Raw genomic sequence first — 20632 nt, 5'->3', positions numbered from 1 at the left:
AGGGAGAGGGGCTCCTCAGCTCTTGAGCCCCCTGCACACTCACTCTACCTCCCCCGCCAATGCGCCCCCGGCCCCTCCTCCGCCAAGCGGTCCCCCGGATTGCGCAGCGGGCAGGCCTCCATCGACAGGCAGCCGCAGCCGATGCAGCCGTCGAGCTGATCGCGCAGCAGCAGCAACTTCTCGATCCGCTCGTTCAGGTCCTCCCGCCAGCGTGCCGACAATCGCGCCCAGTCCGCTGCCGTCGGGTTGTGCCCGGTCGGCAGCGAGCCCAGCGCCTCGGCGATCTCGCCCAGGGGAATGCCCACCCGTTGCGCGACCTTGATCACCGCCACCCGGCGCAGCGTGTCACGTGAATAGCGGCGCTGGTTGCCGGCATTGCGCGAACTGCTGATCAGGCCCCTGGCCTCGTAGAAGTGCAGCGCGGAAACCGCCACGCCGGCGCGTTTGGCCAGCTCGCCGACACTCAGCTCGCGGTGCTTGGAGCAGGAAGAAGTATTTTTCATGGGCTATTGACCTCAACTTAAGTTGAGGTTTTACCCTCGCCAGGCATTCGGTTCAAGCCAGGGAGCCCAGGAACATGACGCAACCCGCCCCGATCACCGCCCATGCCTGCGTGGACAATCCGCACTTCATCCTGCAGATCGAGATCGACGTAACGCCGCAGCAACGCCCGCACATCGCCGCGCGCCTGGGCGATTACCTGTCGCACCTGCAGGAACTGTTCTATCTACGCACGGGCTACCTCGCCAGCGAGCTGCACGCCGAAGGCGAACCGCAGCGCCTGGTCGGCCGCCTGCACTGGCGCCGCCAGGAAGACTGGGAAGCCGCCTGGGATTGCCGCCAGACCGCCAGCGACCTGTTCGCCGACAGCCTGCTCAAGCTCGGCGCGCGGAGCATTCGCTTCGGCAGCGGCGAGACGGCGTAAGCCGCGCAACCGTCTGAGGCTGTACGGCGACATAGCGAGTCTCTTTCCAGGCAGCCAGGAAGCAGGCAGTAGGATGGGTGGAGCTTGCGATACCCATCAGATTTGCTTGACAGCCTTGTGATGGGTATCGCTTCGCTCCACGCCATCCTACAAAAGCGGGTCGTTTACGCCCCGGCAGGCAGACTCATATGCAGCAAAGGGAAGGGCCGGCCTTCGCCATCAAGCGGCGAACGCCCGGTCTGGACAAAGCCGTAATGCAGATAGAACCCCACCGCCTGCGGGTTCTGCTCGTTGACGTCGACGCTCAGCGTGCCGCGCTTTTCGCGCGTGAAATCGAGCAGTGCGCGGCCGATGCCCTGGCCACGCCGTTCCGGGTCGATGAAGAGCATTTCCACATGGCTGTCGTTGAGCCCGATGAAACCCAGCGGACGGTCATCGTCGTCCACCGCCACCCAGACCTCGACGGCGGGCAGGTAGAGGTCACGGACCTGGGGCAGCAGTGCGTCGATGTCCGACGCCTGGAGAAAGTGGTGGGTCGCGCGCACGGCGCCCAGCCAGATATCGAGCAGCCGCGGATTATCCGCAGCGATGCGTTGGCGAATGAGCATGAATGCATCCTGATTCAGCAGATCACAAAGGGATAGCGCGCCACGCAAGGTGACGGCCGTTGGAGCGTCGGCAGCATGAATGCCCGCTTCGCGAATCAACGCCTGGGCGGAACACGGCAGAGGCAGCCGGAAAGAGAGGGAGGTCGATCCTACCCAGCTCTTCCCGGCCGGTAAAGCCTCAGCCGACCAACCAGCGCCAACCGTCCTCCGCACATTCCAGCCGCGCCTCCAGCTCCAGCCGGGCAAGCAATGCCTCGTCGTGGGACACCACCAGCAGCGCGCCGCGGTATTGCCGCAGCAGGTTTTCCAGCGCTTCGCGCGATGGCAGGTCGAGGTGGTTGTCCGGCTCATCCAGGAGCAGCAGCTGCGCCGGATGCTCGGCATAGAGCTCGCAGGCCAGCGCCGCCTTCAGCCGCTCACCGCCGCTGAGCAGGCCACTGGACAGCTCGACCCGTGCCGCCGGCAATCCCAGTTGCGCCAGCCGGGTGCGCAACACCGAAGGGTCCGCCACGCGATTGCGCTCCTGCAGCAGGTCCAGCACCGAGCGCTCGGGCGAGAGCGCGGCCAGATGCTGATCCAGATAGGCACTGCGCACCCGCACTTCGCACGAGCCCGCCGCAGGGTCGAGCACGCCCGCGAGCACCTTGAGCAGGGTCGACTTGCCGCTGCCGTTGCGCCCGCTGACCGCTACGCGGCGCGGGCCGCTCAACTGCAAGTCCAGTGGCGCGGCATTGCCGAACGGCAGGCGCAGTGCCTCCAGCAGCAACACGCCACGGGACTCGGGCAGCTCGCAGTCCGGTGCGTTCAGGACCACCATGGCGTCTTCGCGCAACTGCCCGAAAGCCTCGTGAACGTCCCGCGCCAGCCGCTCCCGACGCTCTTCCTGTTGTGTGGCCAGACGCGCAATGCTGGTCTGGCTGCGCTCCTTCTGCCGGTCGACGAGGATCTTCGCCTGGTTGGCTTGCTTCGCCTCCTTGCGCCCCTTCGCCTGCCGGTGTTCCTGGCGCTCGCGCTGTTCCTGCATGGCGTGGTGCTGGCGATCGCGCTCCAGCTTGCGCCGCTGCAACTCGCGCTGGGCGCTGTCCTGCTCCTGCTGGCGTACCTCGCGGTAGAAGGCATGGCCGCCGGAATAACTGCGCAGGCCCGAGGGCGACAACTCGACGATGCGCTGCATGTCGTCCAGCAGCAGAGGGTCATGGCTGATCAGGATCAGGCCGCCGCGCCAGCGTTGCAGCTGCTCACGCAGGGCCTCGCGGCCGGCGCGGTCAAGGTGATTGCTCGGCTCATCGAGGATCAACCAGTCCGCCCCGCTGAGCCACGCGCCAAGCAGCGCCACCCGCGTGCATTCGCCGCCGCTGAGACGCGAGGCGGGCGTGTCCGGCAGCAGATGGGCGAGCCCGGCAGCAGCCAGCTCGGCCTCCAGGCGCGCGCGGACATCCCAGTGGCCGTCGAGGCGTTCGAAGTCCGCGGGATCGACTCCACCGGCCTCGACTCGCGTCAGCGCATCCAGCAGGGGTTGCACACCGGCCAGCTCGGCAACGCTGCGGAACGCCTGCGGCTCGATACGCTGCGGCAGGTAATGCACCGGCCCGAACGCCTGGCAGCGGCCAGCGCTGGCAGGCAGCTCGCCGGCCATGATCCGCGCCAGCACGGACTTGCCCACGCCATTGCGCCCGACCAGCGCGGTGCGGCGCTCGTCGAAAGTTTCATTGAGGTCGCTCAGCAGCGGCTCGCCGCTGGGCAATTGGAATGAGACGCCTTGCAGCGCCAGGGTGAACGGGCTCGTCATGCGCACTACCAGATTGATGCCGGAAATCCCCCGGGAACGGGCCAGGGAAGGAAGCGGGCCGTGAAACCACGGCGGCATCAATTGCGCATCGGACGAACACCTCGCGAAGGGGAATGAGGGGCGCAGTATAACGGCGGTGCTGGCACGGGGATGCCCGTCGGGCAGAAATCGATGCGCGGACGACCTTTCCAGACTCCCTCGAGAGCGGTGACACTGCACTCCCCGCCCACGCGGCCTCAGGAACACTCCACAAGGAAGTCCCCCATGTCCCGTCTCACCTCAGTGGCCGACCTCTTCCACGAAGAACCCATCCAGTGGGGCCTGCGCGGCGACCCGTACCTGTGGCGGGAAATGGCCGAGCACCTCGCCGCCACACCCTGGCCCGCCAGCGAGACGGAGCTGACGCAGCTGCTCACGCGGCTTTTCGAGCAACTGGCCGGCACCGGCCTGCATCATCCCAGCCACGTGCACCTGCCGCGCCATGCCCACGGTGGCATGTCCAGCGGGATGGTCAGCTGCACTTTCTGGCGCGAGCGCGCCATTCCCCTGCTGGTGGAGCGCTACCGCACCTTGTCCCCGCAAGCATAGATATTCACAGGACAATCACGACGTAGGATGGTGTGGAGCGCAGCGATACCCATCGATTCCGCGCGCGGACCGCAGGGCATCCACCGGCCCGGCCAGCGGATCGCGCTATGAGCTACGCGGCCCGTGGTTGCGCAAGAAGGTTTCCTCCCCCATCGCCGCAATCTGCCCTTCGATCAGTGCATCGAACGGACGCAGCAGGTCGGCGTGGGACTGCGGCGCATCCAGCGCATCGAGCGCATGGACTACCGCCTCGATGGTCGACAGCGCACCCTCGGCCGGCGCCTTGCGCAGGCGGTAGCGCGAGGTCAGCCCTTCCGGCAGCACGACTCGCGGCAGCGCCGCGAGGTTCGGGTTGAGGTGCAGCAGCTTGCGCGCCTTGCGCCAGGTGCCGTCGGGCACCACCAGCAGGCGTGGTTTATCCACAGGCTGCGCGGCCAGCTCGGCCAGCGCCACGGCGGATTCACCGGGGAACAGCAGGCAGGCATCCCAGGCGGACAGGTCGAGGCCACTGAAATCCTCGCCGACCAGCAGTTCTGCATTGACCAGGCCAAGCGCCGCCAGGCGTGCGGTATTCAGCGCATGCCCGACCTCGCTCGGGTGCTGCAGCAGGAGCACGCGGGTGCGGTTGTCCAGATGCGGGATCAGCGCGCACAGGCAATGGTTCAGCGGACGCTCGCAGCGCGGGCAGCGGGCGCGGCTCATGACTGACTCGGCTGGGTGCGCAGCAGGTCGCGGAAGTTCTGGATCAGCGGCTCGCGGGACCGGCCACGGCGAAGGATCAGCGAGAACGGCGCCTGGTAGCCGAAGGTCGCCGGCAGCAGCGCACGCAGGCGGCCCTGCTCTACCCAGGGGTGCGCGTAGTGCTCGGGCAGGTAGCCGATGTAGCCGCCGGAGAGGATCAGGATCAGCTGCGCTTCCATACTCTCCACGGTGCCGGCGCTGTGCTTGAAGCCGTGCCGCGCCAGTTCCGCCTGGCTCCAGTAGCCACGGCCGACCATGCGCTGCTGGGTGATCAGCTCGGCGGGGATGCGCCGGCCGTCGAACAGCGGGTGGCGGTCGCTGCAGTACAGCCAGTGCTGCTCTCTATAAAGAGGCTGGTAGACCAGGCCGTTCATCCGGCTGAAGAAAGAGCCGATGGCCAGGTCAAGACGGTTATCCAGCACCGCCAGTTGCAGCTCGTACGGGCTCTGTACCTGCAGATGCAGGTGCACCGCCGGGTGCAGGCTGCTGAAGGAGCCGATCACGTCGGCCAGCGGCAGCGCCGGATCGCTCACGGTGGAGTCCAGCACGCCGAGGTTCAGGGTGCCGCGCAGCTCGCCCTTGAGGGTCGCCGCGTAGCGTTCGAAGCCTTCCAGTTCGCCGAGGATGCGCAGGGTTTCCTGGTGGAACAGCTCGCCCTTGCTGGTCAGCCCGAAGCCGCCCCGGCCGCGGTGGCAGAGCACGATGCCCAGTTGGTTCTCCAACTGGCTCATGTAGGTACTGATTGCCGAGGTCGACAGGTTCAGCTCCTGCTGGGCGGCGGCGAAGCCCTGGCTGCGCACCACGCAGGCGAAAATCCGCAGCAGTTTGACGTCGGGCAGTGCGCTCGCGCTCATGAAGACTCCGCAAAACCGCGGCCAGGCCGCTCTAGTTCAGTACTTTCTGTACCTGAAAAACGGATGATAGCAAGCCAGCTATCTATTCAGGAACCGCAGACCACAAGCCCGGCGAGCCGTCTGCTGCGGCCAGGTGGCGCAGTCTAGCGACCGCCATTAGTTTAGAAAACTCTGAAGTGATTATTTGTAGCCAGCGATTTTTTCCACTACCCAGTCTGATGAGAATCCGATCTCAGTATTCAACAAGCCTGTTTCCACGAAGACAGCGATCAGCCTGAGGCCCTCCCCATGGACAAGAAACTTCACCAGCCCCTGGGCGGTAACGAAATGCCGCGTTTCGGCGGCATCGCCACCATGATGCGCCTGCCGCATATCCAGTCCCCCGAAGAGCTCAACGAGCTGGACGCCGCCTTCGTCGGCGTGCCCCTGGACATCGGCACCTCCCTGCGCTCCGGCACTCGTTTCGGGCCGCGCGAAATCCGCGCCGAGTCGGTGATGATCCGGCCGTACAACATGGCCACTGGCGCCGCGCCGTTCGACTCGCTGAACATCGCCGACATCGGCGACGTGGCGATCAACACCTTCAACCTGATGGAAGCGGTGCGCATCATCGAGGAGTCCTACGACAAGATCCTCGACCACGGCATCCTCCCGCTGACCCTGGGCGGCGACCACACCATCACCCTGCCGATCCTGCGTGCCATCCACAAGAAGCACGGCAAGGTCGGCCTGGTCCACATCGACGCCCACGCCGATGTGAACGACCACATGTTCGGCGAGAAGATCGCCCACGGCACCACCTTCCGCCGCGCCGTGGAAGAAGGCCTGCTGGACTGCGACCGCGTGGTGCAGATCGGCCTGCGTGCGCAGGGCTACACCGCCGAAGACTTCAACTGGAGCCGCAAGCAGGGCTTCCGCGTGGTGCAGGCCGAAGAGTGCTGGCACAAGTCGCTGGAACCGCTGATGGCCGAAGTCCGCGAGAAAGTCGGCGGCGGCCCGGTTTACCTGTCCTTCGACATCGACGGCATCGACCCGGCCTGGGCGCCCGGTACCGGCACCCCGGAAATCGGCGGCCTGACCACCATTCAGGCGATCGAGATCGTCCGTGGCTGCCAGGGCCTGGACATCATCGGCTGCGACCTGGTCGAGGTCTCCCCGCCCTACGACACCACCGGCAACACCTCGTTGCTCGGCGCCAACCTGCTGTACGAAATGCTCTGCATCCTCCCGGGCGTAGAGCGCCGCTGAGCGCACGAGCACACCAATGAATAATGACGCCTGCGTAGCACAGGTGCTGGAGGCTGCCCGCGTTCTCGTGGCAGCCTTCGCGCGCACCGACACCGAAGCCTACTTCGCCGCCTTCAGCGAAGACGCCAGTTTCATCTTCCACACCTGGCCGCAGCCGCTGCTTTCGCGCGCGGCTTACCGCGAGGTGTGGGAAAGCTGGCTGCGTGACGATGGTTTCGAGGTCCTTGACTGCCTTTCGAGCAACACCTTTGTGAGCCTGCAGGGCGAAGACGTGGCCGTGTTCTGCCACGACGTCACCACGCGGCTGCGCATCCAGGGAGAGGAAAGCCTGAACCACGAACGGGAGACCATCGTCTTCCGCCGTGATCCGAAACAGGGCCGCTGGCTGGCCACACACGAGCACCTGTCACCGTCGCCGACGCCATAAAGACAGGGCTCCCCGGGAGGAAGTCATGGATAACAAGAACAACGCACACGCAATCACAACGATCGAGACATTCGGGGTCGAACAGATCCCCGATAGCGAACGCAACGCCACGCCCACCGACCTGTTCCGCATGATCTTCGGTGGCGCCAACACCTTCGCCACCGCCGTGCTCGGCAGCTTCCCGGTGCTCTTCGGGCTGTCCTTCCAGGCCGGCGTCTGGGCCATCGTCCTCGGCGTGCTGGTCGGTTCGCTCATCCTCGCGCCCATGGGCCTGTTCGGCCCGCTCAACGGCACCAACAACGCGGTCTCCTCGGGTGCCCACTTCGGCGTGCACGGGCGGATCGTCGGCTCGTTCCTGTCGCTGCTCACCGCCGTCGCCTTCTTCTCGCTCTCCGTGTGGAGCTCGGGCGATGCGCTGATCGGCGGCGCCAAGCGCCTGTTCGACCTGCCGGAAACCGACCTGACCCTGGGCCTGGCCTACGGTCTGTTCGCCGTGCTGGTGCTGATCGTCTGCATCTACGGCTTCCGCTTCATGCTGATGGTCAACAAGATCGCCGTGTGGGCCGCGAGCCTGCTGTTCCTGCTCGGCCTGTTCGCCTTCGCAGGCCCCTTCGACGCTGGCTACGCCGGCACCGTGCAGATGGGCAGCGAAGGTTTCTGGGCTGCCTTCATCGGCGCCGCCCTGCTGGCCATGAGCAACCCGGTGTCCTTCGGCGCCTTCCTCGGTGACTGGGCGCGCTACATCCCGCGCCAGACCTCGCAGAAGCGCATCATGCTGGCGGTGATCTGCGCCCAGCTGGCGACCCTGATCCCGTTCCTGTTCGGCCTGGCCACCGCCACCATCGTTGCGGTCAACGCCCCGGACTACATCGCCCAGAACAACTACGTCGGCGGCCTGCTGGCCGTATCGCCGAGCTGGTTCTTCCTGCCGGTGTGCCTGATCGCGGTGATCGGCGGCATGTCCACCGGCACCACCTCGCTGTATGGCACCGGCCTGGACATGTCCAGCGTGTTCCCGCGCCTGCTTAACCGTGTGCAGGCCACCCTGCTGATCGGCCTGCTGTCCATCGCCTTCATCTTCATCGGTCGCTTCGCCGCGAACCTGGTGCAGAGCGTGTCCACCTTCGCCGTGCTGATCATCACCTGCACCAGCCCCTGGATGGTGATCATGATCCTCGGCCTGGTGATCCGCCGTGGCTTCTACCACGCCGATGACCTGCAGGTGTTCACCCGTGGCCAGGAAGGCGGCGCCTACTGGTTCCACAACGGCTGGAACTGGCGCGGCATGGGTGCGTGGATCCCGAGCGCGGCAATGGGCCTGTGCTTCGTCAACCTGCCGGGCCAGTTCGTCGGCCCACTGGGCAACCTGGCCGGCGGTATCGACATCAGCCTGCCGGTGACCCTCGGCATGGCCGCCCTGCTCTACCTTGCCCTGCTGCGCACCTTCCCCGAACCCGCTGGCGTCTATGGCCCCAAGGGCCCGCGCTGGGTCGGCAGCCATGACCGCCCGGTCCGCAGCATCAGCGAGACGTCTGCCTGATCCAGGCTTCGTGGCCTGACGCGAAACGCTCTACCTGAAAGCCCCCATCGGACCGGTTGCCGCCGGTCCGATGCCCTACCGCACGCCACAAGCGCGCGGCAACAATGACAATGCAAGTGTGAGGAGCCGACCATGGCATTAGATCTGATCGTCGTACTGATATATGCCGCTGGCATGTTGTGGCTGGGCTGGTACGGCATGCGCCGCGCCAAGACCCACGAAGACTACCTCGTGGCCGGCCGCAACCTCGGCCCGTCGTTCTACATGGGCACCATGGCCGCCACCGTGCTGGGCGGCGCCTCCACCGTGGGCACCGTGCGCCTGGGCTACGTCCATGGCATCTCCGGCTTCTGGCTGTGCGCCGCCCTGGGCGCGGGCATCATCGCGCTGAACCTGTTCCTCGCCAAACCGCTGCTCAAGCTGCGCATCTTCACCGTTACCCAGGTCCTGGAGCGCCGCTACAACCCCATGGCACGCCAGGCTTCGGCGGTGATCATGTTCGCCTACGCGCTGATGATCGGCGTGGTCTCCACCCTGGCCATCGGCACCGTGATGCAGGTCCTGTTCGGCCTGCCGTTCTGGGTGTCCGTACTGCTGGGCGGCGGCGTCGTGGTGATCTACTCCACCATCGGCGGCATGTGGTCCCTGACCCTGACCGACATCGTGCAGTTCATCATCAAGACCGTCGGCCTGATGTTCATCCTGCTGCCGATCTGCCTGTACCGCGTCGGCGGTTGGGACGAGCTGGTCGCCAAGCTGCCGGCCAGCGCCTTCAGCTTCCACACCATCGGCTACGACACGATCATCACCTACTTCCTGATCTACTTCTTCGGCATCCTGATCGGCCAGGACATCTGGCAGCGCGTGTTCACCGCCCGCGACGACAAGGTCACCAAGTACGCCGGCACCGCCGCTGGCGTGTACTGCGTGATCTACGGCCTGGTCGGCGCGCTGATCGGCATGTGCGCCAAGGTCCTGCTGCCTGACCTGGACAACGTCAACAACGCCTTCGCCGCCATCGTCAGCGCCGCCCTGCCGGACGGTATCCGCGGCCTGGTGATCGCCGCTGCCCTGGCCGCGATGATGTCCACCGCCAGCGCCGGCCTGCTTGCCGCCTCCACCACCATCACCGAAGACCTGCTGCCGATCTTCACCGGCCAGCGTTCCACCCGCCTGAGCCTGAACCGCATCTGCACCCTGCTCACCGGTATCGTGGTACTGGGCATCGCCCTGGTGGTGAACGACGTGCTCAACGCCCTGACCCTGGCGTACAACCTGCTGGTGGGCGGCATGCTGATCCCGCTGATCGGCGCCATCTACTGGAAGCGCGCCACCACCGCCGGCGCCATCACCAGCATGGCCCTGGGCTTCATCACCGCCCTGGTGTTCATGTTCAAGGATGGCCTCGACGCCAATACCCCGATCTACTACAGCCTGGCCATCGGCCTGGTCAGCTTCATCGTCGTCAGCCTGCTGTCGCCCCGCCCGGCGCCGGTAGCCGACGCGGCCTGATAAGAACTTGCGCTAGGCAAGAGGGCGCGGCGAGCTGATCTCCGCGCCCTTTTGCATGATGACCTCACCCACGAATAGTAAGGAACTGCCATGACCACCTGCGGCGAATTCCTCGTCAAGCAACTCGAAGCCTGGGGCGTCGATACCGTCTTCGGCATCCCCGGCGTACACACCGTCGAGCTGTACCGCGGTCTGCCCCACAGCGGCATCCGCCACATCACCCCGCGCCACGAACAGGGCGCCGGCTTCATGGCCGACGGCTACGCGCGCGTCACCGGCAAGCCGGGCACCTGCTTCATCATCACCGGCCCGGGCATGACCAACATCCTCACTGCCATGGGCCAGGCCTACGCCGACTCCATCCCCATGCTGGTGATCTCCAGCGTCAACGAGCGCTCGCGCCTGGCCCACGGCAACGGCTACCTGCACGAGCTGCCGAACCAGCGCGCCATGGTTGCCGGCGTCAGCGCCTTCAGCCACACCCTGATGAGCGTCGACGAGCTGCCGGCCGTGCTGGCCCGCGCCTTCGCCGTGTTCGACAGCGAGCGCCCGCGCCCGGTACACATCGAGCTGCCGCTGGACATCATCACCGCTCCGGCCGACCACATGCAGGTGCTGCCGCGCGTGCAGCTGGCCCGCCCGGCCCCGGCCCGCTCGCCGCTGCACGAGGCCGCCGCCAAGCTGGCCAAGGCACAGAAGCCGCTGCTGCTGCTCGGTGGTGGCTGCGTAGCCGCCCAGGCCGAAGCCCGCGCGCTGGCCATTGCCCTCGATGCGCCGACCGCGCAGACCATCAACGCCAAGGGCCTGCTGCAGCCGAGCCACCCGCTGCTGATCGGCAGCAACCAGTCGCTGATCCCGGTCCGTGAACTGGCGCTGGAGGCTGACGTGGTGCTGGCCATCGGCACCGAGCTGGGCGAGACCGACTACGACGTGGTGTTCGACGGCAACTTCAAGATCGGCGGCGAGCTGATCCGCATCGACATCGACCCGCAGCAGCTGATGCGCAACTTCGCGCCGACCATCGCCATCCAGGCCGACGCCCGCACCGCCATGCGCGCCCTGCTGGAGCTGCTGCCTGCCCGCGAGGCCGACGCCGCCAGCCCCGGCGCCCAGCGCGCAGCCAAGGTGCGCGCGCAACTGGCCGAGGACTTCAGCGGCTGGGCGCACTACCGCACCCTGTTCGACAAGATCCTCGAAGTGCTGCCCGACGCGCGCTTCGTCGGCGACTCGACCCAGACCGTCTACAGCGGCAACCACCTGGTGGAACTGGACGGCGGTCGTCGCTGGTTCAACGCCTCCACCGGCTACGGCACCCTGGGCTACGGCCTGCCGGCCGCCATTGGCGCCAAGCTCGGTGAGCCGGGCCGCCCGGTGATCAGCCTGATGGGCGACGGTGGCCTGCAGTTCACCATGACCGAACTGGCCAGCGCCGTGGAAGCCAAGGTGGGCATCGTCGTGCTGCTGTGGAACAACCACGGTTACGGCGAGATCAAGCGCTACATGGAACGCCGCGACATCACCCCACTGGGCGTGGACATCTACACCCCGGACTTCCTCGCCATTGCCCGCGGCTTCGGCTGCGCCGCCGAGCGCGCCCGCGACCACGACCACCTGCAGGAGCTGCTGCGCACCGCGCCGAGCGATCGCCCGCTGATCGTGGAAGTGATGGAAGCGGCGCCCTTCGCGCCGTAACCCAGGTCCCGTAGGGCGCATAACGCGCCAGCGTTATCCGCCATCGGCCCTCGCACCACGGCCATCGGCGGATAACCGCAAGCGGTTATTCGCCCTACGTTGCTTGCGACGTGGGGCGGGTTATCCCCAACCCGCCCCGCCGCCCTGCCCTCTCCCAGAGGGAGCGGGAAACGCGCGGAGCCGGGTGTCTGGCGCAGCTACCGGCGCCGGCCACTCCCCCCCCCCAGGTTCCGAACGGTTCCCTCTCCCTCTGGGAGAGGTTAGGGTGAATGCACAGTCACCCGCGCGCCGGACGCGTCGCGCATCCCACCCGGAATCCGACTCATGAAGATCGTCACCCGTGACCGCTGGTTCGAGGTCCGTCACTGCTACGACGGCGTCAGCCTGATCCACGAGCCCTACGTCCGCCCCTTCTACCGCTGCAACATGTGGCACATCCAGGGACGCGAGCGCGACGTGCTGGTGGACAGTGGCTCCGGCCTGGTCAGCCTGCGCGAACAACTGCCCTGGCTCACCGACCGCCCGCTGCTGGCCGTGGCCAGCCACACCCACTTCGACCACATCGCCGGCCACCACGAGTTCGACGAGCGCCTGGTTCACCCGGCCGAAGCCGACATCCTCGCCAGCCCCGACGGCGAACGCACCCTGGCTACTGCCTTCGTCGACGACGAGATGTTCGATGCGCACCCGGACTGCCCGCTGTGCTACGCCGAGTACCGCGTCAAGGCCGCGCCGGCGACCCGCACCATCGACGAAGGCGACGTGCTCGACCTCGGCGACCGTACCCTGCAGGTACTGCACACCCCCGGTCATTCGCCGGGCGGTATCAGCCTGTGGGAAGAGAAGACGCAGACGCTGTTCTCCGGCGACATCATCTACGACGGCCCGCTGATCGAGGACGCCTACCACTCCAACCTCGACGACTACGCCGCGAGCCTGGCGCGCCTGCGCGAGCTGCCGGTGCGCACCGTACACGGCGGGCACTTCGAGAGTTTCTCCGGGGAACGGCTGAAGTCGATGATCGACGACTGGTTCAAGGCCCACGAATAACGGGCGATCCGTGAAGAGCCAAAACAAAAAACCCGCCAGCTGGCGGGTTTTCCTTTTGCGATGGACGGGGCGCAATCAATAGCGCCTACGCTGCTCCATCAGGCGACGTTGCTCGTCGCGGCGGACAGGGATGGGTTGCAGACGTGGAGGCTCGATCAGGCCGAGCGTGACACCGAGTTTCCACGCAATGCTTTGCAGCCAGACTTTCATGGAATGCCTCCTTGTACGAATTCAGGTCGGGCGGCCCGTTACCACCATGGGCCGCCCTAGGAAGAATAGCCCGGCGTCCCACTCTCCGCCCGTGCCACTCACTCCTTGCAACAAAGACTATCGTCTTCCCCCGCCGCAGCGCCTGACCTGAATCAAGAGCACGACATTTCCCAATTCAGCGGCGAAGCATCCGGCGAATCCACTGCTCGCTGCTTACCAGCGTGATACCCGCCAGTACCAGCACGGCGCCCGCGACGAAATTCAGGGTCAGCGGCTCGCCAAGAATCAGCACGCCAAAAGCGATGCCGAACATCGGTGTCATGAAGGAAAACACCGCCAGGTTCGACGCCAGGTAGCGGCGCAGCAGCCAGAACCAGGTGAAGTAGCTGAAGAACGACACCACCAGGCCCTGGAACAGCACGCTACTCACGCCGATGGCGGTAAAGCTCACGTCATGGGTCTTGCCCAGCGCCAGTGCGGCAAAGGGCAGCAGCAGTGCGGCGATCAGCAACTGGTAGAACAGCGTCAGGATCGGCTTGGCCTCGGACAGCCGAGTGGTGCGCACCGCCACCGTGGTCATGCCCCAGGCGAACCCGGCAAGTACGCCGAAGGCATCGCCCAGCAGCATGCGGCTGTCCATGTTGGCGAAGTCGAAGCCGCCGCCGAAGCACATCGCGATGCCGCCGAAGCACACGCCGATCCCCAGCCACTGCAACGGCCGCAGACGCTCGCTGGGCAGCAGGAAATGCAGCGCCAGCGCCGAGAAGATCGGCGCCGTGTAGATGAACACCGCCATGCGCGAGGCCGACGTATAGACCAGCCCCTGGGCGATGAAGAAGAACTCGGCGGCGAACAGCACACCGGCCAGCAGCCCGCCCTTGAGCGTGCCCTGGCGCAGGAAGCCGTCCCAGCCGCCGCGCCAGCACATGATCAGACCCACCGCCACGGCAGCCACCAGGTTGCGCCCGAAGGCCTGCATGATCGGCGCGATGTCCGGCGCGGCCAGTTTCACCATCACCGCCTGGATGCCCCAGATCACGCACAGGCCGGTCATGACCTGGATGGCGAAGGCGTCGGCGCCCTTGCGCTCGACGATATTGGCTTGGGAGTTCATGGCAAGGCTCGGCAGCAAAAGTCAGGAATCGGGAAGCCGAAAGGACAATCGGCGGGCTTCCTCGAGGAAAGTCCGCCGATCATGCCAGCTCGCGCCAGCCGGCCGCCAACGTTAATCCGCTGTTCGGCCAGCCATCTGCGACATTATTTCCCGGATTTCACCTGGGTCCAGGTGCGGGTACGGATGCGCTCCAGTTTCGGCGGCAGCATTTCCACCGAGAACAGCTTGGCCTGCACGTCCGCCGGCGGGTAGACGTTGGGGTTGTCGTGCAGCTCCCTGGAGATCAGCCCGTCCGCCGCCTGATTGGGGTTGGCGTAGGCCACGTAATCGGAGATCGGCGCGACCACTTCCGGGCGCAGCAGGTAGTTGAGGAAGGCATGGGCCTGCTCGACGTTCTTCGAATCCTTCGGAATCGCCAGCACGTCGAACCAGGCGGCGGCGCCTTCCTTGGGAATGCGGTACTCGATGTGGATGCCGTTGCCGGCTTCCTTGGCGCGATTGGCCGCCTGCATCGCGCCGCCGGACCAAGCCAGGGCCACGCAGACGTCGCCGTTGGCGAGGTCAGTGACGAACTTCGAGGAACTGAAGTAGGTGATGTTCGGGCGCAGCTTCGCCAGCAGTGCCTCGGCCTTCTTGTAGTCGTCCGGGTTGTGGCTGTTGGGCGACAGGCCCAGGTAATGCAGGACCTGCGGGATCACCTCGGTGGGCGAGTCGAGGAAGGCCACGCCACAGGATTTCAGCTTGGCGAGGTTTTCCGGTTTGAACACCAGGTCCCAGGAGTCCAGCGGCGCGTTGTCGCCAAGCACGGCCTTGACCTTGTCGACGTTGTAGGCGATGCCGTTGGTGCCCCACATGTAGGGCATCACGTACTGGTTGCCCGGGTCCTTGCTCTCCAGCACCTTGAGCAGTGCGGGATTGAGATTCTTCCAGTTCGGCAGCTTGCTCTTGTCCAGCGGCTGGAACACGCCGGCCTTGAGGTAGTTGGGCAGGAAGCTGTCGCTGGGCACGACCACGTCATAGCCCGAGTGCCCGGAAAGCAGCTTGGCTTCCAGCACTTCGTTGCTGTCGTAGACGTCGTATTGCGGCTTGATGCCGGTCTCGCCCTGAAAGCCCTTGAGGGTGTCCGGGCCGATGTAGTCGAACCAGTTGTAGATGCGCACTTCCGGCGCAGCGCTGGCGGCGCTGGCCGTGACGAGGGTGGCGGCGGCGAGCAGGCCGCGCAGCGCGGTATTCTTGTTCATGTCCTTCCCCAGCTGGATGCGCTCGCGCAAAAGGTTGCGAGCAATGAAAAGCAAACGGGCGGATTCTCATCCGCCCGATTCGTCTTATCAGCGTGCAGCGCCTTCGTAGCCCTGCAGCACGTTCACCGCGTTGACGCCGATGGCCTCCACCGCGTAACCGCCTTCCATGATGAACAGGGTCGGAATACCCAGTGCGGCGATGCGCTCGCCCATCTTCAGGTAATCCGGGCTGTCCAGCTTGAACTCGGAAATCGGGTCGTCCTTATACGTATCCACGCCCAGCGATACAACCACCGCGTCAGGCGCGTAGTCCGCGATCTTCCGGCAAGCGTCTTCCAGCGCGGCGAACCAGCCATCCCAGCCGGTGCCATGGGGCAGCGGGTAGTTGTGGTTGTAGCCCTCGCCGGCGCCTTCGCCGTGCTCGTTGGCGTGGCCGAGGAAGTACGGGTACTCCACCAGCGGGTCGCCGTGGATCGAGGCGAACAGCACGTCGTTACGGCGGTAGAAGATGTCCTGGGTGCCGTTGCCGTGGTGGTAGTCGACGTCGAGGATGGCCACGCGCTTGGCACCCTGGTCGAGGAAGGCCTGGCTGACGATGGCGGCGTTGTTCAGGAAGCAGTAGCCGCCCATGAAGTCGCTGCCGGCGTGGTGGCCCGGCGGACGGCACAGGGCGAAGGCGGTGCTGGCGCCCTGGCGCATGTGGTCCTGGGCGGTCAGCGCGACCTGGGCCGAGCTGTACACGGCCTGCCAGGTGCCGGCGGTGATCGGCGCCTCGGTGTCGAAGCTGTAGTGGCCCACTTCGCCCATCAGCGCCGTCGGAATCGGACCGTCACGCAGCAGGCGCCGGCCCGGGAAGGTGGTGGAGACCAGGTCGCCGGTGTGACCTTCGGCCGCCCAGCGGGCCCAGGCGCCCTTGAGGAATTCGACGTAGCGGGTGTTGTGCGCGCGCAGGATCGGCTCCATACCGAAGTCCTTGGGCTCGATGATTTCGCCCAGGTTCTGCGACTTCACGCGGGCCAGCACGGTGTCCGCGCGGCTGGGCATCTCGAAGCAGGGCTGGAGTTTGCCGTCGACCAGTTCGGACTGGCCGAAATGCAGGCGGTGATCATCGCTGTACACGGTAAGCATGGGAGTACCCTCTGAAGGATTCTTGTTGTCCGGTGACGGGAATTCTGCCCAGCGACCGCCTCGCGCAGAACAGCGGAAGCGGCCAAAAGGGGATCGATGTGGCCAGAATTTCTGACCCTTAACCATCTGCATGCGCTGATTATCCACTTTCGCCCGGCAAAGCCCCACCGCAGCGGCGCTATGCTCAGGGAATTGTCCTGACCCAGAGCCGGTCGAACATCATCAAGCGTTTTGACCACAGGATGGGGGAAGATGCGGGAAACCTTCGTACGCGCCTGCAGCCGTGCGCTGCTGATGCTGACCTTGTCGCTGGCCGGTGTTGGCGCCGTGCTGGCCGACGAGCCGACCGACGTCCAGGCCGGCGATTCCATCCAGCTGCCGGACCTGCCCGAGGATGCTGGCGTCGACCAACTGAGCGCGCGCCTCGAACTGATCCGCCAGCGCGTCTCCGCCGACAGCGACGATGGCCTGCTGTCGAACCTGCGGCAGTCCGCGCTGGCCGTTCAGGCCCGCGCGGAGCAGAACGCCACCGACATCGGCACCGTGCTGTCGCGCACCGAGGACCAGCTCAAGGTGCTCGGCCCGGTCACGCCCAACGAGGCCGAGAGCCTGACCCGGCAGCGCAACGACCTGACGGATGCCCAGAAAGACCTGCAGAAACAGCTGGAGCGCGCCAACCAGCTGGACAAGAACGCCCAGGACCTCGCCGCGCAGATCGTCAACCTGCGCCGCAGCCAGTTCAACTCGCAGATCGCCACGCGCTACCCGCCGCCGCTGAGCCCCAGCTTCTGGTCGACCCTGATCCGTCCCACCGACGACGACCTGACGCGCCTGCAATCCATGCGCGCGCAGATCGGCGACGCCCTCTCCACGGTCTGGCAGCCCGAGCACCGTTCCCCCTTCATCGCCAGCCTGCTCGTCGCCCTGCTGCTGTGGATTCCCGGCCGGCGCCTGCTGGAGCAGCTGCTGACCAAGGCGATGATCCGCTGGATTCCGGTCGGTCGCCTGCGCCGCAGCGCCCTGGCGGTGGCGGTCGGCCTGGCCACCATCCTCACCCTCGGTGGCGGCGCCACGGTGATCCACGAAGGCATGAACTGGCACGGCCAGCTCAGCGGCAACATGGACAACCTCGGCAACCAGATGCTCTCGCTGGTGATCTTCTGCACCTTCACCGCGGGCCTGGGCCGCGCGCTGCTGGCCGTGCAGAGGCCGTCCTGGCGACTGCCCGACCTGCCCGACCCAGTGGCCACCGCCCTTTCGCCCTTCCCCTGGCTGATGGCCTGGATGCTGCTGGTGCTGGGCACGCTGGATCGCATCAACAGCTCCAGCGGCGCCAGCCTCGCGTTGACCGTGGCGGTCAACGGCCTCACCGCCCTGGCGACGGCCCTGCTCTACGGCATCGCGCTGTATCGCTATCGCGTTGCGCGCCGCGAAGCCGAAGGCCACGAAACCTCGCCGCTGGCCGGCATCCTGGTGTTCGCAATGCTGGTCACGGTGCTGCTGATCGTGCTGGCACTGGCCACCGGCTATCTGTCATTGGCGTACTTTTTTGCCGGCAAGCTGCTCTGGGCCAGCGTGGTGTGCGCCACCGGCTACCTGCTGACGAGCCTGTTCGTCGACCTTTGCGAGGTACTGCTGTCGCCCCGCCAGCCGATCGGCGAGCGGCTGGCGGAAAACCTCGGCGTCGATCCGCGCCACCAGGCGCAATTCGCCACCCTGCTGACCGGCGCGGGGCGCACGCTGCTGGTACTGTCCACCCTGCTGATCGCCTTCTCCACCTCCGGCACCAGCCCCGGCGAGCTGCTCCAGGGCCTGGTACAGCTGGTGGAAAGCGGCCAGTCACTGGGGCGCCTGAACATCGTCCCGCAGGACATCCTGCTGGCCCTCGGCACCCTGGCCGCCGGCCTGTTCGGCCTGCGCCTGCTCAAGCGCTGGCTGGCCGACGAGCTGCTGCCGGAAACGCGCATGGACGCAGGCATGCGCGCCTCGCTGGTGACACTGGTGGGCTACATCGGCATGGTCATCCTGGTGCTGCTGGTGCTCTCCGCACTGCGCATCAACCTCACCAGCCTGACCTGGGTGGTCAGCGCCCTCTCGGTGGGTATCGGTTTCGGCCTGCAGGCCATCGTGCAGAACTTCATCTCCGGCCTGATCCTGCTCACCGAGCGCCCGGTGAAGGTGGGCGACTGGGTCAGCCTGACCGGTGGCGTGGAGGGCGACATCCGGCGGATCAACGTGCGCGCCACGGAAATCCAGATGTCCGACCAGTCCACGGTGATCGTGCCAAATTCCCAGTTCATCTCGCAGAACGTGCGCAACGTGACCATGGGCAGCGCGCTGGGTGTGGTCGGCATCAACCTCACCCTGCCGCTGGATACCGACGTGCAGAAGGTCCGCGAACTGATGCTCAAGGCCTACAGCGAACACGAGAACATCGTCGAGACGCCGGCCCCTTCGGTGACTTTCAAGGACCTGAGCGCCACCGGCCTGACCCTGGCCGCCTCGGGTAACGTCAGCAGCCCGCGAGCGGTGTACTCGACCAAGAGCGACCTGCTGTTCACCATTTTCAGCGGCCTGCGCGAGGCCGGCATCAGCCTGAGCACACCGCAGAACCTGATCCTGCAGCGGCCGCAACTGGCGCGCGCGGAGCCCGCCGACGAAGCGGCAACACCACAAGTCGGCGACGATACCGGGCCGAATCCGCCGCCGTAGAATGAAGGGGTTACGCCAGCGGGGCAGCCGCCTCGCCGGCCTTTGCGCAACAGTCCCGCGCGGGAGCCGTCGTTGCGCCTGCAGCGTCCCGTGCCCGCCGTTGGCCGGCGCCCGTCGCGGCATCCGGCATCGCCGCCTGCCGCCTTCCTTCCTCGGTTGCCGCCGGGCCTCCCCGCTGCGGCGCACGGGAGATCGCGCAATGGACGAAGCCAGACTCAACGAATTCATGGGCAAGCTGGTCACCGACATGGGTGGCGCGGCGATGCTCGCCAACATCATCCTGGGCGAAGAACTGGGCCTCTACAAAGCCATGGCCGACGGTCAGTGGCTGAGCCCGGCGCAACTGGCCGAACGCAGCGGCTGCAATGCCCGCCTGCTGCGCGAATGGCTCAGCGCCCATGCCGCCTCCGGCTACATGGAGCACCAGGACGGCAACTTCCGCCTGCCCGAAGAACAGGCCATGGCGCTGGCCATCGAGGACTCGCCGGTGTACGTCGCCGGTGGCGCCTCCGTGGTCGCGGCGCTCTACCACGACAAGGACAAGCTGGTCGCCGCCATGCGCGGCGACGGCGGCCTGGCCTGGGGCGATCACCACCCCTGCATGTTCTCCGGCACCGAGAAATTCTTCCGCCCCGGCTACCGCGCGCACCTGGTTGCAGAGTGGCTGCCGGCTCTGGACGAAGTGGTCGGCAAGCTCGAACGCGGTGCTCAGGTCGCAGACGTCGGTTGCGGCCACGGCGCCTCCACCATCGTCATGGCGCAGTCCTTCCCGGCGTCGAACTTCGTCGGCTTCGACTACCACCAGCCCTCCATCGACGTGGCCAACCAGCGCGCCGGTCAGGCAGAAGTCGGCGGGCGTGCCAGCTTCCAGCGCGCCAGCGCCAAGGACTACCCCGGCAACGACTACGATCTGATCTGCTTCTTCGACTGTCTACACGACATGGGCGACCCGGTGGGCGCCGCGCAGCACGCGCGCCAGGCGCTCAAGGCGGACGGCACGGTACTGCTGGTGGAGCCCTTCGCCAATGACCACCTGGATGACAACCAGAACCCGGTCGGCCGGCTGTTCTATGCCGCCTCGACCTTCATCTGCACGCCCAATTCGCTGTCCCAGGAAGTCGGGCTGGGGCTGGGGGCTCAGGCTGGCGAAGCACGCCTGCGCAAGGTGTTCGAGCAAGCCGGTTTCAGCCGCTTCCGCCGCGCGGCGCAAACGCCGTTCAACCTGATCCTCGAAGCCCGCCCGTAATGCCTCC

The 20632-nt window shown here is 66.3% G+C and carries 19 protein-coding genes; 10 read left to right on the top strand and 9 right to left on the bottom strand.

Going from position 1 to position 20632, the window contains the following annotated elements; genetic code table 11:
* Positions 1 to 44: 44 nt before the first annotated feature.
* Complete coding sequence (gene soxR, locus IB256_RS03825; RefSeq protein WP_192401332.1) at positions 45 to 503, bottom strand: redox-sensitive transcriptional activator SoxR; 459 nt, start codon at positions 501 to 503, stop codon at positions 45 to 47.
* Between the two features lie 74 nt (positions 504 to 577).
* Here soxR and IB256_RS03820 point away from each other — a divergent pair, with 74 nt between their 5' ends.
* The gene (locus tag IB256_RS03820; protein ID WP_192291140.1) at positions 578 to 925 is read left to right on the top strand and encodes an antibiotic biosynthesis monooxygenase; all 348 of its coding nucleotides are present in this window, start codon (positions 578 to 580) and stop codon (positions 923 to 925) included.
* Between the two features lie 164 nt (positions 926 to 1089).
* Here IB256_RS03820 and IB256_RS03815 read toward each other — a convergent pair whose 3' ends face one another.
* Together IB256_RS03815 and IB256_RS03810 are read right to left on the bottom strand one after the other, a co-directional pair.
* Complete coding sequence (locus tag IB256_RS03815; protein ID WP_192291142.1) at positions 1090 to 1533, bottom strand: acetyltransferase; 444 nt, start codon at positions 1531 to 1533, stop codon at positions 1090 to 1092.
* A 178-nt stretch (positions 1534 to 1711) separates the two neighbouring features.
* Positions 1712 to 3322 carry an ATP-binding cassette domain-containing protein gene (locus tag IB256_RS03810; RefSeq protein ID WP_192401330.1) on the bottom strand — a complete coding sequence of 537 codons (1611 nt, stop codon included), beginning with the start codon at positions 3320 to 3322 and terminating at the stop codon, positions 1712 to 1714.
* A 264-nt stretch (positions 3323 to 3586) separates the two neighbouring features.
* Here IB256_RS03810 and IB256_RS03805 point away from each other — a divergent pair, with 264 nt between their 5' ends.
* Positions 3587 to 3910 (top strand): hypothetical protein, encoded by a 324-nt coding sequence (locus tag IB256_RS03805; protein ID WP_192291146.1) that lies wholly within the window; start codon positions 3587 to 3589, stop codon positions 3908 to 3910.
* Between the two features lie 105 nt (positions 3911 to 4015).
* Here the strand turns inward: IB256_RS03805 and IB256_RS03800 are convergent, their stop codons facing one another.
* Together IB256_RS03800 and IB256_RS03795 are read right to left on the bottom strand one after the other, a co-directional pair.
* Positions 4016 to 4612 carry a tRNA-uridine aminocarboxypropyltransferase gene (locus tag IB256_RS03800; protein WP_192401328.1) on the bottom strand — a complete coding sequence of 199 codons (597 nt, stop codon included), beginning with the start codon at positions 4610 to 4612 and terminating at the stop codon, positions 4016 to 4018.
* The gene (locus tag IB256_RS03795) at positions 4609 to 5505 is read right to left on the bottom strand and encodes a LysR family transcriptional regulator (protein ID WP_024765259.1); all 897 of its coding nucleotides are present in this window, start codon (positions 5503 to 5505) and stop codon (positions 4609 to 4611) included. The genes IB256_RS03800 and IB256_RS03795 overlap by 4 nt, the downstream gene beginning before the upstream one ends.
* 288 nt (positions 5506 to 5793) lie before the next feature.
* Here IB256_RS03795 and speB point away from each other — a divergent pair, with 288 nt between their 5' ends.
* The 6 genes from speB to IB256_RS03765 all read left to right on the top strand — a co-directional run bounded on the left by speB (position 5794) and on the right by IB256_RS03765 (position 12974).
* A complete protein-coding gene (speB, locus tag IB256_RS03790; RefSeq protein WP_081520337.1) occupies positions 5794 to 6753 on the top strand; it encodes an agmatinase in 960 nt (319 codons plus the stop codon).
* Positions 6754 to 6769: 16 nt separating this feature from the next.
* A complete protein-coding gene (locus IB256_RS03785; protein WP_192291150.1) occupies positions 6770 to 7180 on the top strand; it encodes a YybH family protein in 411 nt (136 codons plus the stop codon).
* Positions 7181 to 7205: 25 nt separating this feature from the next.
* Complete coding sequence (locus IB256_RS03780; protein WP_192401326.1) at positions 7206 to 8720, top strand: purine-cytosine permease family protein; 1515 nt, start codon at positions 7206 to 7208, stop codon at positions 8718 to 8720.
* A 132-nt stretch (positions 8721 to 8852) separates the two neighbouring features.
* Entirely contained in the window at positions 8853 to 10232 is a 1380-nt protein-coding gene (locus IB256_RS03775) for a sodium:solute symporter (RefSeq protein WP_138212723.1), read from the top strand.
* 90 nt (positions 10233 to 10322) lie between these two features.
* The gene (locus IB256_RS03770) at positions 10323 to 11924 is read left to right on the top strand and encodes a 5-guanidino-2-oxopentanoate decarboxylase (protein ID WP_192401324.1); all 1602 of its coding nucleotides are present in this window, start codon (positions 10323 to 10325) and stop codon (positions 11922 to 11924) included.
* Positions 11925 to 12248: 324 nt separating this feature from the next.
* Positions 12249 to 12974: an MBL fold metallo-hydrolase gene (locus tag IB256_RS03765; protein WP_192401322.1), complete on the top strand. Its 726-nt coding sequence runs from the start codon at positions 12249 to 12251 to the stop codon at positions 12972 to 12974.
* Between the two features lie 75 nt (positions 12975 to 13049).
* On the opposite strand, the gene IB256_RS30765 is transcribed toward IB256_RS03765, so the two are convergent.
* The 4 genes from IB256_RS30765 to IB256_RS03750 all read right to left on the bottom strand — a co-directional run bounded on the left by IB256_RS30765 (position 13050) and on the right by IB256_RS03750 (position 16667).
* Positions 13050 to 13184 carry a PA1414 family protein gene (locus tag IB256_RS30765; RefSeq protein ID WP_263864885.1) on the bottom strand — a complete coding sequence of 45 codons (135 nt, stop codon included), beginning with the start codon at positions 13182 to 13184 and terminating at the stop codon, positions 13050 to 13052.
* Between the two features lie 175 nt (positions 13185 to 13359).
* Positions 13360 to 14298, bottom strand: a complete 939-nt coding sequence (locus IB256_RS03760) for a DMT family transporter (RefSeq protein WP_192401320.1) — start codon at positions 14296 to 14298, stop codon at positions 13360 to 13362.
* 143 nt (positions 14299 to 14441) lie between these two features.
* On the bottom strand, positions 14442 to 15539 hold the full coding sequence (locus IB256_RS03755) for an extracellular solute-binding protein (protein WP_081520354.1): 1098 nt from the start codon (positions 15537 to 15539) through the stop codon (positions 14442 to 14444).
* Positions 15540 to 15626: 87 nt separating this feature from the next.
* On the bottom strand, positions 15627 to 16667 hold the full coding sequence (locus IB256_RS03750; RefSeq protein ID WP_081520330.1) for a histone deacetylase family protein: 1041 nt from the start codon (positions 16665 to 16667) through the stop codon (positions 15627 to 15629).
* A 294-nt stretch (positions 16668 to 16961) separates the two neighbouring features.
* Between IB256_RS03750 and IB256_RS03745 the strand changes: the two genes are divergently transcribed.
* Both IB256_RS03745 and IB256_RS03740 read left to right on the top strand, forming a co-directional pair.
* On the top strand, positions 16962 to 19379 hold the full coding sequence (locus tag IB256_RS03745; protein WP_412547953.1) for a DUF3772 domain-containing protein: 2418 nt from the start codon (positions 16962 to 16964) through the stop codon (positions 19377 to 19379).
* Between the two features lie 199 nt (positions 19380 to 19578).
* Complete coding sequence (locus IB256_RS03740) at positions 19579 to 20625, top strand: class I SAM-dependent methyltransferase (protein ID WP_192401316.1); 1047 nt, start codon at positions 19579 to 19581, stop codon at positions 20623 to 20625.
* Positions 20626 to 20632 lie beyond the last annotated feature (7 nt).

The sequence above is a fragment of the Pseudomonas sp. PDM17 genome (assembly GCF_014851985.1).
Classification (GTDB): domain Bacteria; phylum Pseudomonadota; class Gammaproteobacteria; order Pseudomonadales; family Pseudomonadaceae; genus Pseudomonas.
The sequence above is the reverse complement of the archived record's forward strand: the minus strand, read 5'-3'. Positions and strand labels throughout refer to the sequence as shown.

Excerpts from the sequence above, each read along its gene's own strand:
- soxR (WP_192401332.1), bottom strand. The coding sequence starts at position 503 with ATGAAAAATACTTCTTCCTGCTCCAAGCACCGCGAGCTGAGTGTCGGC.
- IB256_RS03820 (WP_192291140.1), top strand. The coding sequence starts at position 578 with ATGACGCAACCCGCCCCGATCACCGCCCATGCCTGCGTGGACAATCCG.
- IB256_RS03815 (WP_192291142.1), bottom strand. The coding sequence starts at position 1,533 with ATGCTCATTCGCCAACGCATCGCTGCGGATAATCCGCGGCTGCTCGAT.
- IB256_RS03810 (WP_192401330.1), bottom strand. The coding sequence starts at position 3,322 with ATGACGAGCCCGTTCACCCTGGCGCTGCAAGGCGTCTCATTCCAATTG.
- IB256_RS03805 (WP_192291146.1), top strand. The coding sequence starts at position 3,587 with ATGTCCCGTCTCACCTCAGTGGCCGACCTCTTCCACGAAGAACCCATC.
- IB256_RS03800 (WP_192401328.1), bottom strand. The coding sequence starts at position 4,612 with ATGAGCCGCGCCCGCTGCCCGCGCTGCGAGCGTCCGCTGAACCATTGC.
- IB256_RS03795 (WP_024765259.1), bottom strand. The coding sequence starts at position 5,505 with ATGAGCGCGAGCGCACTGCCCGACGTCAAACTGCTGCGGATTTTCGCC.
- speB (WP_081520337.1), top strand. The coding sequence starts at position 5,794 with ATGGACAAGAAACTTCACCAGCCCCTGGGCGGTAACGAAATGCCGCGT.
- IB256_RS03785 (WP_192291150.1), top strand. The coding sequence starts at position 6,770 with ATGAATAATGACGCCTGCGTAGCACAGGTGCTGGAGGCTGCCCGCGTT.
- IB256_RS03780 (WP_192401326.1), top strand. The coding sequence starts at position 7,206 with ATGGATAACAAGAACAACGCACACGCAATCACAACGATCGAGACATTC.
- IB256_RS03775 (WP_138212723.1), top strand. The coding sequence starts at position 8,853 with ATGGCATTAGATCTGATCGTCGTACTGATATATGCCGCTGGCATGTTG.
- IB256_RS03770 (WP_192401324.1), top strand. The coding sequence starts at position 10,323 with ATGACCACCTGCGGCGAATTCCTCGTCAAGCAACTCGAAGCCTGGGGC.
- IB256_RS03765 (WP_192401322.1), top strand. The coding sequence starts at position 12,249 with ATGAAGATCGTCACCCGTGACCGCTGGTTCGAGGTCCGTCACTGCTAC.
- IB256_RS30765 (WP_263864885.1), bottom strand. The coding sequence starts at position 13,184 with ATGAAAGTCTGGCTGCAAAGCATTGCGTGGAAACTCGGTGTCACGCTC.
- IB256_RS03760 (WP_192401320.1), bottom strand. The coding sequence starts at position 14,298 with ATGAACTCCCAAGCCAATATCGTCGAGCGCAAGGGCGCCGACGCCTTC.
- IB256_RS03755 (WP_081520354.1), bottom strand. The coding sequence starts at position 15,539 with ATGAACAAGAATACCGCGCTGCGCGGCCTGCTCGCCGCCGCCACCCTC.
- IB256_RS03750 (WP_081520330.1), bottom strand. The coding sequence starts at position 16,667 with ATGCTTACCGTGTACAGCGATGATCACCGCCTGCATTTCGGCCAGTCC.
- IB256_RS03745 (WP_412547953.1), top strand. The coding sequence starts at position 16,962 with ATGCTGACCTTGTCGCTGGCCGGTGTTGGCGCCGTGCTGGCCGACGAG.
- IB256_RS03740 (WP_192401316.1), top strand. The coding sequence starts at position 19,579 with ATGGACGAAGCCAGACTCAACGAATTCATGGGCAAGCTGGTCACCGAC.